The following is a 14,986-nucleotide window of genomic DNA, read 5'->3' as shown; positions in this document are numbered from 1 at the left end:
CATGATGTTGAGTAAGAAAAACAGCGAGGCGCTGGAAAACTTCAGTGAAAAACTGGAAGTAGAAGGGCGCAGCCTCTGGCAGGACGCGCGTCGTCGCTTTGTGCATAACCGCGCAGCGGTCGCGAGCCTGGTCGTACTGGCGTTGATTGCGTTGTTCGTCACGCTCGCGCCGATGCTTTCACAATTCAGCTACTTCGATACTGACTGGGGAATGATGTCGAGCCCGCCGGATACCGAATCCGGCCACTGGTTCGGTACCGACTCTTCCGGCCGCGATCTGCTGGTGCGTGTGGCGATAGGCGGGCGCATTTCGCTGATGGTGGGCGTGGCGGCGGCGCTGGTGGCGGTCATCGTCGGCACGCTTTACGGTTCGCTTTCCGGTTACCTCGGCGGCAAAGTGGATTCCGTCATGATGCGCCTGCTGGAGATCCTGAACTCCTTCCCGTTCATGTTCTTCGTTATCCTGCTGGTCACCTTTTTTGGTCAGAACATCCTGCTCATCTTTGTGGCCATCGGCATGGTATCCTGGCTGGATATGGCGCGCATCGTGCGCGGCCAGACGCTCAGCCTTAAGCGCAAAGAGTTTATCGAAGCAGCCCAGGTAGGCGGGGTTTCTACCGCCAGCATTGTGGTTCGGCATATCGTGCCAAACGTGCTGGGCGTGGTGGTGGTTTACGCTTCGCTGCTGGTGCCAAGCATGATCCTGTTTGAGTCCTTCCTGAGCTTCCTGGGCCTCGGCACGCAGGAGCCGCTGAGTTCCTGGGGGGCGCTGCTGAGTGACGGCGCCAACTCCATGGAAGTGTCACCCTGGCTGCTGCTCTTTCCGGCAGGATTCCTCGTGGTCACCCTGTTTTGTTTTAACTTTATCGGCGATGGCCTGCGTGATGCCCTCGACCCGAAAGATCGTTAAGGAGTGCCGCCATGAGCACGATTGAAATTACCGATATCACCCGCGCCGGCACGCAAACGCCATCACTGCTGGAAGTGAAAGATTTGCGGGTGACGTTCGCCACGCCTGATGGCGATGTCACGGCGGTTAACGACCTGAACTTTAGCCTGCGCGCCGGTGAAACGCTGGGCATCGTGGGGGAATCCGGCTCCGGCAAATCCCAGACGGCGTTCGCGTTAATGGGGCTGCTTGCCGCCAACGGCCGCATCGGTGGTTCGGCGACGTTTGATGGCAGACAGATCCTTAATTTGCCGGAGAAAGCACTGAACCAGCTGCGCGCTGAACAGATTTCCATGATTTTCCAGGATCCGATGACCTCGTTGAACCCCTACATGCGCGTAGGCGAGCAACTCATGGAAGTGCTTATGCTGCATAAAAGCATGAGCAAAGCGGAAGCGTTTGAAGAATCCGTTCGCATGCTGGATGCAGTAAAAATGCCGGAGGCGCGTAAGCGCATGCGCATGTATCCGCATGAGTTTTCCGGCGGTATGCGCCAGCGCGTGATGATTGCGATGGCGCTGCTGTGCCGCCCGAAACTGCTGATTGCCGACGAACCGACCACCGCGCTCGACGTTACCGTTCAGGCGCAGATCATGACGCTGCTTAACGAACTCAAGCGTGAGTTCAACACCGCGATTATCATGATTACCCATGACTTAGGCGTTGTGGCGGGTATCTGCGATAAAGTGCTGGTGATGTATGCCGGACGCACGATGGAATATGGCCGCGCACGCGATGTTTTCTATCATCCGGCGCATCCTTACTCCATTGGCCTGCTGAACGCGGTGCCGCGCCTGGATGCGGAAGGGGAATCGCTGCTTACCATTCCTGGCAACCCGCCAAACCTGTTGAAGCTGCCGAAGGGGTGTCCGTTCCAGCCTCGCTGCCCGCATGCGATGGAAATCTGTAATAGCGCGCCGCCGTTAATGGAGTTCGCGCCAGGGCGTTTACGCGCCTGCTATAAGCCGGTGGAGGAGTTAGCATGAGCGCCGTTGCTGAAGAGAAAAAAGTGTTGCTCGAAATTGCCGATCTGAAAGTGCACTTTGATATCAAAGACGGCAAACAGTGGTTCTGGCAGCCGCCAAAAACCCTGAAAGCGGTAGATGGCGTTACGCTGCGTCTTTATGAAGGCGAAACGCTGGGCGTGGTGGGGGAGTCTGGCTGCGGGAAATCTACCTTCGCGCGCGCCATCATTGGCCTGGTGAAAGCCACCAGCGGCCGGGTGGCATGGCTTGGCAAGGATTTGCTCGGCATGAAGCCGCAAGAGTGGCGCGATGTTCGCAGCGATATTCAGATGATTTTCCAGGACCCGCTGGCCTCCCTGAACCCGCGAATGACGATTGGCGAAATCATTGCCGAACCGCTTCGCACCTATTATCCGACAATGCCGCGTCAGGATGTTCGCGACCGCGTGAAGGCGATGATGATGAAGGTGGGGCTGCTGCCGAACCTCGTCAACCGTTATCCGCACGAGTTTTCCGGCGGGCAATGCCAGCGTATCGGCATTGCCCGCGCGCTGATCCTGGAGCCGAAGCTGATTATCTGTGACGAACCGGTGTCCGCGTTGGATGTTTCTATTCAGGCTCAGGTGGTCAATCTGCTGCAAAAACTGCAGCGCGAAATGGGGCTGTCGCTTATTTTTATCGCCCACGACCTGGCGGTAGTAAAACATATCTCCGATCGCGTTCTGGTGATGTATCTGGGACATGCGGTGGAGCTTGGCACCTATGATGAGGTATATAATAACCCGCTGCACCCGTATACGCGGGCGCTGATGTCAGCGGTGCCGATCCCGGACCCGGATCTGGAGAAGAATAAGACTATCCAGCTGCTGGAAGGCGAGCTTCCGTCGCCGATTAACCCCCCTTCGGGCTGCGTGTTCCGCACCCGTTGCCCGATGGCCGGGCCGGAGTGCGCGAAAACGCGTCCGGTACTGGAAGGGAGTTTCCGGCATGCGGTCTCCTGTCTGAAGGTGGACCCGCTTTAAGCGCAAGGGCTGACATCATGTCAGCCCTTTTTTCTTCCGGAGGCCACAGATGACAAGGACGCATTTATCATTTCGCCGCGCGCTCTGGCGCGTTTTGTTTGATCAGCACACTCGCAGCGGGCGTTATGTCGAAGCGCTTTGCGGGTTGCTCGCTTTGCTGAGCGTAGTAGTGGTGTTTATCGAATCGGGCATCGGCACCCAGTATCATCTGAACTACAGCCAGTGGCGGCTGTTTGTGTTGCTCGAAACGGCGTTTACCCTGGCGTTTACTCTGGAATATTTACTGCGGGTTTTTACCTGGCCGCAGCCTGCGCGCTATGTTTTCAGCTTCTGGGGGATTATCGATCTCGCTACGCTGTTGCCGCTTTACATTATGTGGCTGTGGCCTGAGTTCACCTCCAGTTACTTTTTCGCCTGGCGCGCCCTGCGGGCTATTCGCGTCCTGCGTATTCTGAAGCTGCTGCGCTTTATGCCTGCGCTCGACAGCATTTGGCGCGCCATCATAAATGCCCGCCATCAGTTGATTCTCTTTTACGCGTTTATTGGCATCGTCATGGTCGTGGCGGGCGCGCTGATGTATGGCATTGAGGGCGCCGACAGCGGCTTTACGACCCTTGGCACCTCAGTTTATTGGGCGGTCGTCACGGTGACGACGGTAGGCTACGGCGATATTACGCCGCATACCGCGTCGGGACGGCTTATCGCTTCGGCGCTGATTTTGATCGGCTATTCGGTCATCGCCATCCCTACGGGAATATTAACGTCGCAGATGACGGCTGATTTACAAAACAAACGCCACAAAAGACGATGCCCGGGCTGTCACGCAACCGGGCATGAAGATACAGCGAAGTATTGTAAAGCATGCGGCGAGCGGTTGCCGCCGGTTGGGGAGAGGTAGCGCGGCCAGGCCGCGCCGCTTATTCACGCCAGAGGATATGGCAAATTTTGTGATCTTTTTCGCGGCACAGCAGCACGCGGGCGAAAATATCGTTGATTTCGCCGCCGTCGGTATCAGCAAGGCCAATCACCACTTCCGAGAAGAAGTCCGGGTTTAAGTCAAAATCGACGTGCTCGCTCCAGTCCTCAGCAGGATCAAACAACTCTGCGCCGCCGCGCTCTTCAAATTGCAGGTTAAACAGGATGATATCCGCCGGGTCGAGGTTATCTCCCGCCAGCTCCAGAAAAATATCGTAGGCCTGCTCAAGCGTTTCGTCTTCCGTCAGACGGTTGTTCAGATCCATTTCCATTGTGATACCCCACTCAATAACGTTGCGCACGTTTTACAGCAATGGACTGAAGAAGTAAAACAGTCGCTCCACGACGCGCTGCCACAGCGGCCTTTTGTTCCAGCGCGCCACATCAAGCAGCCGCGAGCGGGAGATGTAGTCATCCTGCACGGCCGCCAGATCGCCGCCAAAACCAGCGTCGTCTATTACCAGTGTAATCTCGAAATTGAGCCACAGGCTGCGCATATCCAGATTCACAGTGCCCACCAGGCTTAATTCGCCATCCACCAGCACGCTCTTGGTATGCAGCAAACCGCCTTCAAACTGGTAAATCTTCACGCCCGCCGCAAGGAGCTCGGTAAAAAAGGCGCGGCTCGCCCAGCCTACCAGCAGCGAATCATTCTTGCGGGGTAAAATGATGCTGACATCGACGCCGCGCTGCGCGGCGGTACAAATAGCGTGTAGTAAATCATCGCTGGGCACGAAATAGGGCGTGGTCATGATGAGATATTCACGCGCAGCATAAACCGCCGTCAGCAACGCCTGATGAATCAAATCTTCCGGGAAGCCAGGCCCGGAAGCGATAGTGTGAATGGTATGTCCGCTTGCCTGCTCGAAGGGCATGATATTCGTATCCGGCGGCGGCGGCAGAATGCGCTTGCCGGTTTCAATTTCCCAGTCGCACGAGTAAACCACGCCCATGGCCGTGGCCACAGGACCTTCCATGCGCGCCATTAAGTCTACCCACTGGCCAACGCCCGCGTCCTGTTTGAAAAAGCGCGGATCGACCAGGTTCATGCTGCCCGTGTAAGCGATGTAATTATCGATCATGACCATTTTGCGGTGCTGGCGTAAATCCATACGGCGCAGAAAAACACGCATCAGGTTAACTTTAAGCGCCTCCACCACTTCCACGCCCGCGTTTCGCATCATGCCCGCCCAGGGGCTGCGAAAGAAGGTAACGCTGCCTGCGGAATCAAGCATCAGGCGGCAGTGTATGCCGCGCCGCGCCGCAGCCATTAGCGACTCCGCTACCTGATCCGCCAGACCGCCTGGCTGCCAGATATAGAAAACCATCTCAATATTGTGCCGGGCGAGCTGGATATCGCGGATAAGCGCCTGCATGACATCATCGGAGTCGGTCAACAGCTGTAGCTGGTTGCCTTTGACGCCCGCAATGCCCTGGCGGCGCTCACACAGCTGGAACAGCGAGGCGGCGACGGGGCTGTTCTCTTCAGCAAAAATATGCTTGCAGGCTTTTAGGTCGTTAAGCCATTTGGCGGTGGAAGGCCACATCGCTTGCGCTCGCTCGGCCCGGCGCTTGCCCAGATGCAATTCGCCGAAAGAAAGATAGGCGATGATCCCGACCAACGGCAGAATGTAGATAACCAACAACCACGCCATAGCGGAAGGAACCGCACGGCGCTTCATCAGGATGCGCAACGTCACGCCTGCAATCAGTAACCAGTAGCCTATAACGACCAGCCAACTCACCACGGTGTAGAAGGTTGTCATAGTTAATTAATCCTTTAAAATCCGCGTCGTAGTGAGTGTACGCAGAACCGGGCCGTCCTCAAACAGAAAAGCGCTGGTCTGGCGATGCGAAGGGGCTATAATGGCCGCTCTGTTATAAGTCAAGAGTAGTTGAAATGAGGCGTAGTAGAACGGAAGTTGGACGCTGGCGTATGCTGCGGCAGTCTCAACGGCGAAAGGCGCGCTGGCTGGAAGCGCAATCGCGACGCAACATGCGTATTCACGCTATCCGCAAATGCACTATCAATCGCCAGCGTAATGCTTTGCTGTTTGCCATTCATGACAGATAAGCCAAAGAGAAGGGCACCGTTCTGCGGTGCCCGGAAATGTTCTTCGCTCACTTTCCCAACACCAACAACCCCTTGCATACCTGCGACGCACCTTCAGCCTGAATGCGGAAAAAACGTATGGGTTTAGCAGAAGATCATCTCTCTAAACACGCCTTTATTCTCCGCTTGCCGAATTTATAAAATGCAGCGCGATCCAGGCGCGGGCATATAAAGAATGACCAAATTGAGCCGATAAACAAATCCTGTACCCAGACAGCGATACCGGGTGCGCCATTAATAAAGAATGCCGTCTCCTTTTATGGCAAGACGAGAAGCGATACCGGGATTTAAGGATATCTTCAGGAGAGTACGTTTTGACGCTGGAAAACAGTTATCAGATTGGTTGGCTTGTTCTGCTGGCCATAATTTTCATCCGTGACTGGCTAACTTCTCGCAAGAAAATGAGCGATAAGCCTGACCGTAAATAAGTGTGGTTCCTGCGCCGCGTCAAAACGCCGCGCGCAGAGTCACATCGGCCGAGCCAGGTGATGGGTGCGAAAGCAAGTATTAAGGAAGGGCACAGTCAGCTTTTTATTTTACTGTGCCCGGTCAGTTCATCAGAAATCAAAAAACCTTTTTTACTGTCATCCGGTTTTTAGGATGCGTTCCATATCAAAAAGAACTGCTACGCTAAAACCATGACGACTATAGATCAGGGCATCATGCATATAATTGACAGACCCGCTCTGATTCTGCGCTTCCTTAGTGCCAGCGACGAGGGATTACGCACCGGGAGCAATTATTTGCCCTTAAGGCGATAATTTAGCTTCAGCAGACAGTAAATACGGTAGAGCCTTTTGTGGATCCACAGGTATCTCTGCCGCCGCGGAACATGAAAAAGTATCGGAAAATTTCCTGTTCTGCCGCCGTGTGCAATGCGGTGATAACAGGGACGTTACATATGATATCCGCACGGTAATGGTAAACCGTTCTGCTCAGGTTGAGACTGCGGCAGGCCTGACGGATACTGAGTCCGAAGGTGGTTATCAGATGTGACAAGTTCATGTTTAAAGTCTCGTTTTAAGGTTTTTTTCGATAACGACTTTAGCACCCGATTATCAAGGCTCAGGTCGGCAAACATCTTTTTGAGACGTTAGTTCCCTTCATCAAAATCCATGATCTTTTTAACATCAGAAGCTTTCATGCCGCCTTATTTGGACTTCCTGTTGGAGTAAATAGCTTCAGAGGCACCGGTCTCCCGGCAGACATCTTTAACAGTTCGTTCGGCTTCAACCGACTTAATTACGGGTATGAATTTATGCTCTGTAAAATGAGCTTTAGGCATACCGCTCTTCTTCATTAGCAGATTGCTTATGTCGGATGGTCGCTAAATGTGAATGACAGGATTTTGCGGGATACTTAAACAGTCATCAAATAGGTTCACACTGTGTTTTGAAAAGCGTCCGGTACTGGATAGAAGCCAAGCTCTGTGGTAAGTGGGGCTTTCTATAATGTTCTTTAAGATAAGAGGCGGGAAACCGCCTCATTTCTTTTTGAATCTGTACGCTAAAGCTCGTAATGGATTTCTCTTACTTACATTCTCTGAACGCAAAGGAAACAACCAAATCTCCGTTGCTAAAGTATGTCTTGTACAGGCCAGCATCAGTGATTAACTGCATCTCACATATTCCAGCAATTATTTCATTTTGCCGTGCAGGCGCTGGTTGTTCTTTTCCCGAGTAAATCTCAGTCATCTTAACTATGCCCCATGCCAGCGGGCCATCAAAATAAGAAGGAATGATTTGCTTCATTAGAGGGGATTTTTGTATGGCCTTATCGGCGATAGGCGAGTAAAGCGATTTGCCGTCTATAGTAATCGTTTTGATGTTATTGTAGCCAATTTTTACGATATCATTCGTCACCCCATAAACGATCCTATCCGCCAATTTGTCCTGAGATTTCATGGCGTTCGTGAATGTGGCCATGTATGAGAATGAAACAACTGCGAGAAGGCAATAAATAACATTGAGCTTGCATTGATGTCTCGTTGAAATGAAAGAGATTAACGCCAGTAAAGTTGAAATGAAGAAACCAAAACCAACAAAAACTCTCGGACCTATAGGCATCGACTTAAGGGCTAACCCCGGGCCTGGAATACATACCAAAATTACTGCCAGGCTTGCAATAATAAGCAGTAAGCTGACCGCTTTTCTCCCATTTGATAGCGTTGATTTAGATGTAATTATCAATAACTTTATGAGTCCAAGAGTGGCCAACAAACCAATAACGATGAATACAATCGCTATTGTGCCAGTAAAAAATGAACTCAATACGTTTATCGTCACCGATATATTGTTATACAACTCTGCGACACTGCTAATTATTTGATTATAGCCATTAGCATAATCACTGGTTACAAAGAAGGGTACTATTAGTTGAGAGTATATTATGTATCCAGTAACCATCCCTAAAGCTGCTATGGAAGCCTCAACCAATAGATTGTAAGGGTCTGAGCCTTTTTTAATAGAGAAAAGAGTGTACAAGCAAACTGCTGCCATAAATACGCTGAGCGAGGCCTGATACAACGACAAAGATGTAAAGGCACAGAGGGCGGAAACCGCGAATAGTTTTGCCTTTGTTTTACGCATAAAGAAAAGTGGTAAGGCTGCTATCGCCACTGACAAAGACATAGTCAGCGAGTCAAATCTGAATGCAAGATTTTGAATAAAAAACGGGCTCAGGAAAATTGGCGTGAATACCAACCATCCTAGACTATGATCCGGGTTAAGATATCTATGAATAAAATAACACAGGGTGGTCATTATAAGTATGGCTAAAATCTGCGGGAATGGCGCAATGTCCGTTGCTGGCGAACCGAGGTCTATAGTTTCAAAGATTATATCAGAAAAAGGCCTGCCATCTATTCCCCATGAGAAATAGCCATAAACTGACCTACCAATGTCATCATAATAAGGGCTATTTGTAATCAGTAACGGCAGTATATATATAAAGCCTATTATCCATAAATGATAAATTGGTTTAAGATCAACTTTATTTGGCATTTTTTCTTTCCTTGAGTAGATATTTTGGCCTTTGCTTTGTTTCCACATAAATCCTGCCTATATATTCACCCAGTACACCTATTCCTATAAGCTGCACGCCGCCAAGAAAAAGAATTGAAACTAACAGAGATGGATATCCTCGCACAGGATTACCGAATGCCAGGGTATCTATGATCATCCATGCGCCGTATAGAAAAGACAAGCTTGCAACAAACAGTCCGATATAAGTCCACATCCGAAGTGGGAAAGTTGAAAAGCTAGTTATTCCTTCGAGTGCCAGGTTCCACAGTTTCCACCCATTAAATTTAGTGCTGCCAGCAACCCGTTCTGCACGTATGTATTCGACAACATCAGTCTTGCCACCAACCCATGAAAGTACGCCTTTCATGAATAAGTTACGCTCAGGCAACTGCTTGATATTTTCTACCACCTCGCGACTCATGAGCCGAAAATCACCAACATTTTCTTCAATTTTGGGATTGCTTATTTTGTTGTGTAGTTTGTAGAACCATTCAGCAGTTTTACGCTTCAGGCGCCCATCAGTTGACCGGTCAGCGCGTTTACCAAGGATCACATCCGCACCCTCCCGCCATTTATTAATCATTGGTGGGATCGCTTCAATTGGGTCCTGTAAGTCTACATCAATTGGGATTATTGCGTCTCCGGACGCATGGTCCAGACCCGCAAAAAGAGCGGGCTCTTTGCCAAAGTTTCTTGTGAAGGATAGGGGGACAACAAGTGGGTCTGAAACAGCAAGAGCGTTTATAATAGACTCCGTCGCATCTTTGCTTCCGTCGTTTATAAAGACTATTTCTACATCATATTCCTGAAAAGCTTCATATTCACGAACAGCTGTATAAAAAATAGGTATCGCGTCCTCTTCATTGAAGACAGGAACAACCAAAGAGATTTTCATTTTTCTTCCCTAAACACGATGAACTTAGAGTAAATGAACCCGCACACCAGGCTGATTGCGGAAAACACGATTAACGTGATGATAGGGGCCATACCTGATTTGTCTGCACACCAACCGACAATGGCGCTAAGAGTTCCCATGAAGCCTGCATAGAGCATGTATCGCATGGTTGTAGTCGATGATTTGAATGTGAACCTGGCATTGGCGAAGAAGCTGAATGATACAGCCACAACGAACCCGGCGAAGTTACCGAGAGCCTGTCCTGTGTGGAATACATAGATGCAAACAGCGAATACCACCCAGTGAATGAGCGTGTTAATGACACCTATCGACGTGTACTTGGCGAATAACTTTAACATTATAAAAATCAGCGAATTCGGAAAGGACAGCAGTGTAGCATTACAACGGATATTGATCGACAGAACCAAAAGTAAGATGCACGCTCCGGCGGATTTTTTGCGCGCAATACCTCGCAAGCCTCCCTCTCGGTGATTGATATGTGATCGCTTTTTGATAAGTTCGCGCAATCAGCTATGGAAAGAGAATAGAGATGGGCATGATGCTGTTTGGCCTCACGGTGAAGGACGGAATGAAGGGCTTTCTCCACGAACGTGAAAGTGTTTCGCACATCTCCATTCCCCGCTGGCTGCTCACTGAGTCTTCTCCACGTACGTGGAGGTGTTTCTGTCGAGACTGGAGTATAAACCCTGCAGCGCCAAACCTTACTGCTCCCAAAGCAAGCGGCAGTGCACTTAAAGTAAAACTGATAGGTGTTAAGGGATCGCCGACACCTAAGTGGAGTATTTCAGCAAGCGCAGACGTGCAAGAATTTTAACTAATGTGGCGTTGACATAACCTTTCTATGAAACTAATCTGCCAGAAATATTTTATGCTCTGGCAGTGTCATGTCAAAAAATAACAATGTAATTCATAGACTTACATCCCTTAGGATGTTCGCCGCGCTTGGTGTTTTTTTGAGCCACTTAGGGATTCTTTCGCAATCTTCCATTCCGCAATTTAACGAGACATCTAAGTACTTCTTTAATGGGTATGTAGGCGTAACTTTCTTCTATATCCTCTCCGGATTTATTATCAATTACAGTTTTAGCAGGCATTTATCCGAGGGGGGATTTAGCAACAAAGACTTTATTGTTTATCGTCTGGCTAGACTATTCCCTGTCCATATTGTCTCGCTGGTATGTGTTCTGCTTTTATTCGGTTACACAAACAATTGGGAAGCGACAAACAAAGAAGCTTTACTCTATAATACGTTCCTGCTTCAATCTTTCATACCTGATGCGGGCTATTACTTTTCGTTTAATCCTGTATCATGGAGCATTTCATGCGAGATGTTCTTCTATCTTTGCTTTTGTCTGCTTGTTAAATGCAAAACAAAACACCTGTTCTTCACCTTATCCGCCGTTCAGGCAATCAACATTTATTTCCTGGTGTATCCACCTTCCGGAGTTTCACTCCACTGGTTGTTCTATATAAACCCCATTTTTAGGATTACTGACTTCATGCTTGGAATTATCATATGTAGAGCATTTCTTGCAAAGCCAGTTACTCCAAAAATCGTGGTTTGTAGCGCAATGGAGATTGGGTCGCTTTTGTTTTTGGCTTTAACAATTTATGTAGCAACAAACCACGTGGCTAATATGAATGTTAAATATGACCTTTTGTATATCCCTTGCATGGCTTCTATCGTTATCGCGTTTGCGTTTAATGGCGGGATTATCTCTCGCATCCTTGCAAACAGATATTTAATACTCCTTGGTGAAGCGTCATTCTCTTTCTACATGTTCCACTGGATGATTGTTTCCAAACTGATTGAAATAATGCACCCAGGTAAGGATAACCCTATTGAAGTGCTCATATACATCCTTTCGTGCTTGGTACTGGCGATAGTGGTTTCAGTCTTGTCGTTTAAGCTAGTTGAGATGCCAGCTAACAGGCTTCTCAGGAGTGCCTGGGCAGCATTTAAAACTCGGGGCAAGGCAAAAGAGCATACAGCCTGAATCAGATAATCACTAGGCCGCTCCGTCTTGATCTCCACGCGCATGGAGGCGTTTCTCTGCCGGCCATCAGTTTCAGGAAAGGGCACAATTAATATTTTGTGTACTTAAATGTGCCCTTAGCCTAATCACCGTTACGATTTTCTTTTGGTAAGGTAATGTATATAAAGGATATTTATTTAATCCTAGAAAACCTTTTTATACGGCTTAACCGCGACGGTCTTATAAACGCCTGCGGCGATATAAGGATCTGCTTGCGCCCAGGCCTGCGCCGCTTCCAGCGACTCAAACTCGGCAATGACCGTTGAGCCGGTAAAGCCCGCCTTTCCCGGATCGTTGCTGTCTACTGCGGGCATGGGGCCTGCGGTAAGCAGACGGCCTTCATCATGCAGCAGTTGCAGGCGCGCCAGGTGCGCCGGGCGAACCGATAATCTCTTTTCCAGCGAATCCGCGACATCTTCAGCGTAAATAACATAAAGCACGGGCATAACTCCTAAGCAGAAATCCAGAAGAAAATTACGTTATGTGAAACCGGGGCTTACTGCAACGCAAAGTTAATAATGCCTGAAAGGCCGTAACAACATTGCGGATAAAACAGGCGGTTAAACGTTCCTTGCCAACGAAGTCGGGATGCGTTGTTGAATATGATTGCTATTTGCATTTAAAATTGAGGCTTCATTCATTCACTGAAACGATTATGACTTCAATGGCCCTTGATTTACCTCGTCGCTTTCCATGGCCGACTCTGCTCTCTGTCGCTATTCATGGCGCCGTAGTGGCGGGGTTGCTGTATACCTCGGTACATCAGGTTATTGAATTGCCTGCTCCTTCTCAGCCTATCTCGGTCACGATGGTAACGCCTGCTGAACTGGAGCCTCCACAGCCGGAGGTCGTGCAGCCGCCGCCCCAGCCTGTTGCCGAACCTGAACCCGAGCCGCAGCCGGTACCGGAGCCGCCAAAAGAGGCGCCGGTGGTCATCCATAAGCCAGAACCGAAACCCAAGCCGAAGCCAAAACCGAAGCCGGTGAAAAAGGTGCAGGAGCAACCTAAGCGTGAAGTGAAGCCCGCCGAGCCTCGCCCGGCGTCGCCATTTGAAAATAACGCGCCGAGCCGTCCGGTTACGGCTTCGCGACCTACTCAGGCCGCGCCAGCTAAAGCCGCGCCGAGCGGTCCGCGCGCGGTGAGCCGCAATCAGCCGCAGTATCCGGCCCGCGCCTATGCATTACGTATGGAAGGTCAGGTCCGCGTGAAATTCGACGTCGCGGCGGACGGCAGCGTGGAAAATATTCAGGTCCTATCTGCGAAACCTGCCAACATGTTTGAGCGCGAAGTGAAGACCGCCATGCGCAGGTGGCGCTACGAACCGGGTAAACCGGGGCAGGGATTGATAGTGAATATTGTCTTTCGCATGAATGGCGGGGCGACGATGCAGTAAAAAACCTCCCTTCGGAGAGGTTTTTTATTGGCTCAACTGGCTTGCGGGAGAGGGCGAGGTTTGCCCTCCTGATCCACTGCGACATAAATGAACAGCGCTTCTGTTGCGCGATAACGCTGGCCGATAGGCTCCGACGACACCTTCTTGACCCACACTTCAACATTAATCGTTACTGACGTATTGCCCCGTTTTACACAACGCGCGTAACAGCAAACAACATCGCCCACCGCGACGGGGCGCAGAAAGGTCATGCCGTCAACCCGTACCGTCACCACGCGCCCCTGGGCTATCTCTTTCGCGAGGATTGCGCCGCCCATATCCATCTGCGACATCAGCCAGCCGCCAAAAATATCGCCGTTGGCATTGGTGTCGGCAGGCATAGCCAGCGTTCTTAAAACCAGTTCACCCTGCGGCGCTTCGGATTGTGTCGTCATTGCTCTTCTTCCGTTCGATAGCTTATCAGTTTTTATTTTCAGAAGGGGCGGCGGGACCATGCCGGTAACCGTCCTTGCGCCATCATAACATTGCGCGACGAAAAGAGGATAAAGGAGGAAGAAACAAAGAGGCGATGCGCGCTTCTGAAGATAATCAGAAGAAGAGGGTAACGCCCGCGTAACAGGCACGGCCCGATTAACGGCTAAAAAGGCTTTAAGCGAAATACATTTTTTGCAAAGCACTACCCGCGCTGATATCACGCACCATGCGCTATTTTCGTGGGCAGGCATAAGAGAAGTGATAACGATAACGCCACAGAACCTCTGCATCGACTACAAAGGTATGCCAGTAAATATCGTCGCCCTGACGCGCTTCCCGCAATGTTGCGAACCGAGCTGCCTGGTGGTGAACGGATTAGTTTGCGAGATGCGGCGCCGGGATTAGAAGTGCGTGCTAACAGATGAAGGGAATGCAGTTCAGATTCGACGGCAAGCAATCCGTAAAAAGGGGTAAAAAAAAGCACGCTTCGTTTTTAAGTAAGTGGAAGCGTGCTTTAAGCAGTTTTTTCTTTTTTTTGCGTTTATCTTCTTGAAGGAAAAGAGGATAAGCAGCAAGAATTATTTTTCTTCGGCAGGCATATGGCGATACATGTATACGCCGCTTAACAGAGTAAAAATCAGCGTCAGGACGGTAAGTCCGAAGACTTTAAAATTCATCCATACGCTCTCCGGTAGCCAGAATGCGACATAAATATTGAGCAGGCCACAGGCGATAAAAAAGGCTGCCCAGGCGAGGTTCAGGCGCGCCCAGACGCTTTCGGGCAAGGTTATCTCTTTACCGAGCATGCTCTGGATCAGCGGCTTCTTCATAACCCACTGGCCTATCAACAGCGCACCGGCAAACAGCGCATAAATGATGGTTACTTTCCACTTAATGAACTCAGAATTGTGGAAATAAATAGTTAAACCGCCGAACACCGCAACCAGCACAAAGGTCACCAGCGTCATTTTTTCGAGTTTGCGGAATTTATACCAGCTGTAAACCAGCGCAATAGCGGTCGCCACAATCAACGCGCCGGAGGCCACGAAAATATCGTAGAGCTTGTAAAAAACGAAAAAGACAATCAGGGGTAAAAAGTCGAGTAACTGCTTCATACTTC

General features: G+C 50.1%; 15 protein-coding genes and 1 pseudogene. 7 read left to right on the top strand and 9 right to left on the bottom strand.

Annotated features, from left to right (window positions below; all coding sequences use genetic code 11):
* Position 1 precedes the first annotated feature (1 nt).
* From oppC to IEX01_RS08025, 4 genes are read left to right on the top strand one after another with little or no spacing between them, the layout of a single operon-like run.
* Positions 2-910: an oligopeptide ABC transporter permease OppC gene (gene oppC, locus IEX01_RS08040; protein WP_024556094.1), complete on the top strand. Its 909-nt coding sequence runs from the start codon at positions 2-4 to the stop codon at positions 908-910.
* 11 nt (positions 911-921) lie between these two features.
* Positions 922-1,935: an ABC transporter ATP-binding protein gene (locus tag IEX01_RS08035; protein WP_024556095.1), complete on the top strand. Its 1,014-nt coding sequence runs from the start codon at positions 922-924 to the stop codon at positions 1,933-1,935.
* Complete coding sequence (gene oppF, locus IEX01_RS08030; RefSeq protein WP_024556096.1) at positions 1,932-2,936, top strand: murein tripeptide/oligopeptide ABC transporter ATP binding protein OppF; 1,005 nt, start codon at positions 1,932-1,934, stop codon at positions 2,934-2,936. Before IEX01_RS08035 ends, oppF begins: the two co-directional genes overlap by 4 nt.
* Before the next feature lie 49 nt (positions 2,937-2,985).
* A complete protein-coding gene (locus IEX01_RS08025; protein WP_024556097.1) occupies positions 2,986-3,834 on the top strand; it encodes an ion transporter in 849 nt (282 codons plus the stop codon).
* A 19-nt stretch (positions 3,835-3,853) separates the two neighbouring features.
* Here IEX01_RS08025 and IEX01_RS08020 read toward each other — a convergent pair whose 3' ends face one another.
* Complete coding sequence (locus IEX01_RS08020) at positions 3,854-4,183, bottom strand: HI1450 family dsDNA-mimic protein (RefSeq protein ID WP_024553069.1); 330 nt, start codon at positions 4,181-4,183, stop codon at positions 3,854-3,856.
* 33 nt (positions 4,184-4,216) lie between these two features.
* Positions 4,217-5,677, bottom strand: a complete 1,461-nt coding sequence (gene cls / locus IEX01_RS08015; protein ID WP_024556098.1) for a cardiolipin synthase — start codon at positions 5,675-5,677, stop codon at positions 4,217-4,219.
* A 134-nt stretch (positions 5,678-5,811) separates the two neighbouring features.
* On the opposite strand from cls, the gene IEX01_RS08010 reads away from it, so the two are divergent.
* A complete protein-coding gene (locus IEX01_RS08010; RefSeq protein WP_125454196.1) occupies positions 5,812-5,985 on the top strand; it encodes a YciY family protein in 174 nt (57 codons plus the stop codon).
* 641 nt (positions 5,986-6,626) lie between these two features.
* Here the strand turns inward: IEX01_RS08010 and IEX01_RS21560 are convergent.
* From IEX01_RS21560 to IEX01_RS07995, 4 genes and pseudogenes are all read right to left on the bottom strand, one after another.
* A pseudogene (locus tag IEX01_RS21560) lies at positions 6,627-7,309 on the bottom strand (transposase); the annotation flags it as partial.
* Between the two features lie 244 nt (positions 7,310-7,553).
* Positions 7,554-9,026: a glucosyltransferase domain-containing protein gene (locus IEX01_RS08005; RefSeq protein WP_188723621.1), complete on the bottom strand. Its 1,473-nt coding sequence runs from the start codon at positions 9,024-9,026 to the stop codon at positions 7,554-7,556.
* A complete protein-coding gene (locus IEX01_RS08000; protein WP_024560945.1) occupies positions 9,016-9,942 on the bottom strand; it encodes a glycosyltransferase family 2 protein in 927 nt (308 codons plus the stop codon). The genes IEX01_RS08005 and IEX01_RS08000 overlap by 11 nt, the downstream gene beginning before the upstream one ends.
* Positions 9,939-10,301, bottom strand: a complete 363-nt coding sequence (locus IEX01_RS07995; protein ID WP_024560946.1) for a GtrA family protein — start codon at positions 10,299-10,301, stop codon at positions 9,939-9,941. Before IEX01_RS07995 ends, IEX01_RS08000 begins: the two co-directional genes overlap by 4 nt.
* Positions 10,302-10,847: 546 nt before the next feature.
* Here IEX01_RS07995 and IEX01_RS07990 point away from each other — a divergent pair.
* On the top strand, positions 10,848-11,960 hold the full coding sequence (locus IEX01_RS07990; protein WP_188723620.1) for an acyltransferase family protein: 1,113 nt from the start codon (positions 10,848-10,850) through the stop codon (positions 11,958-11,960).
* A gap of 182 nt (positions 11,961-12,142) precedes the next feature.
* Here the strand turns inward: IEX01_RS07990 and IEX01_RS07985 are convergent, their stop codons facing one another.
* Positions 12,143-12,439 (bottom strand): YciI family protein, encoded by a 297-nt coding sequence (locus IEX01_RS07985; protein ID WP_024556099.1) that lies wholly within the window; start codon positions 12,437-12,439, stop codon positions 12,143-12,145.
* Between the two features lie 224 nt (positions 12,440-12,663).
* Between IEX01_RS07985 and tonB the strand changes: the two genes are divergently transcribed.
* Positions 12,664-13,392: a TonB system transport protein TonB gene (tonB, locus tag IEX01_RS07980; protein ID WP_188723739.1), complete on the top strand. Its 729-nt coding sequence runs from the start codon at positions 12,664-12,666 to the stop codon at positions 13,390-13,392.
* 32 nt (positions 13,393-13,424) lie between these two features.
* Here the strand turns inward: tonB and yciA are convergent, their stop codons facing one another.
* Positions 13,425-13,826 (bottom strand): acyl-CoA thioester hydrolase YciA, encoded by a 402-nt coding sequence (yciA, locus tag IEX01_RS07975; RefSeq protein WP_024556101.1) that lies wholly within the window; start codon positions 13,824-13,826, stop codon positions 13,425-13,427.
* A gap of 618 nt (positions 13,827-14,444) precedes the next feature.
* Entirely contained in the window at positions 14,445-14,981 is a 537-nt protein-coding gene (locus tag IEX01_RS07970) for a septation protein A (protein WP_024556102.1), read from the bottom strand.
* Positions 14,982-14,986 lie beyond the last annotated feature (5 nt).

It is taken from the genome of Franconibacter daqui, from assembly GCF_014644275.1.
Classification (GTDB): domain Bacteria; phylum Pseudomonadota; class Gammaproteobacteria; order Enterobacterales; family Enterobacteriaceae; genus Franconibacter; species Franconibacter pulveris.
Note: the sequence above shows the minus strand (reverse complement) of the source record. Positions and strands in the feature narration are given on the sequence as shown.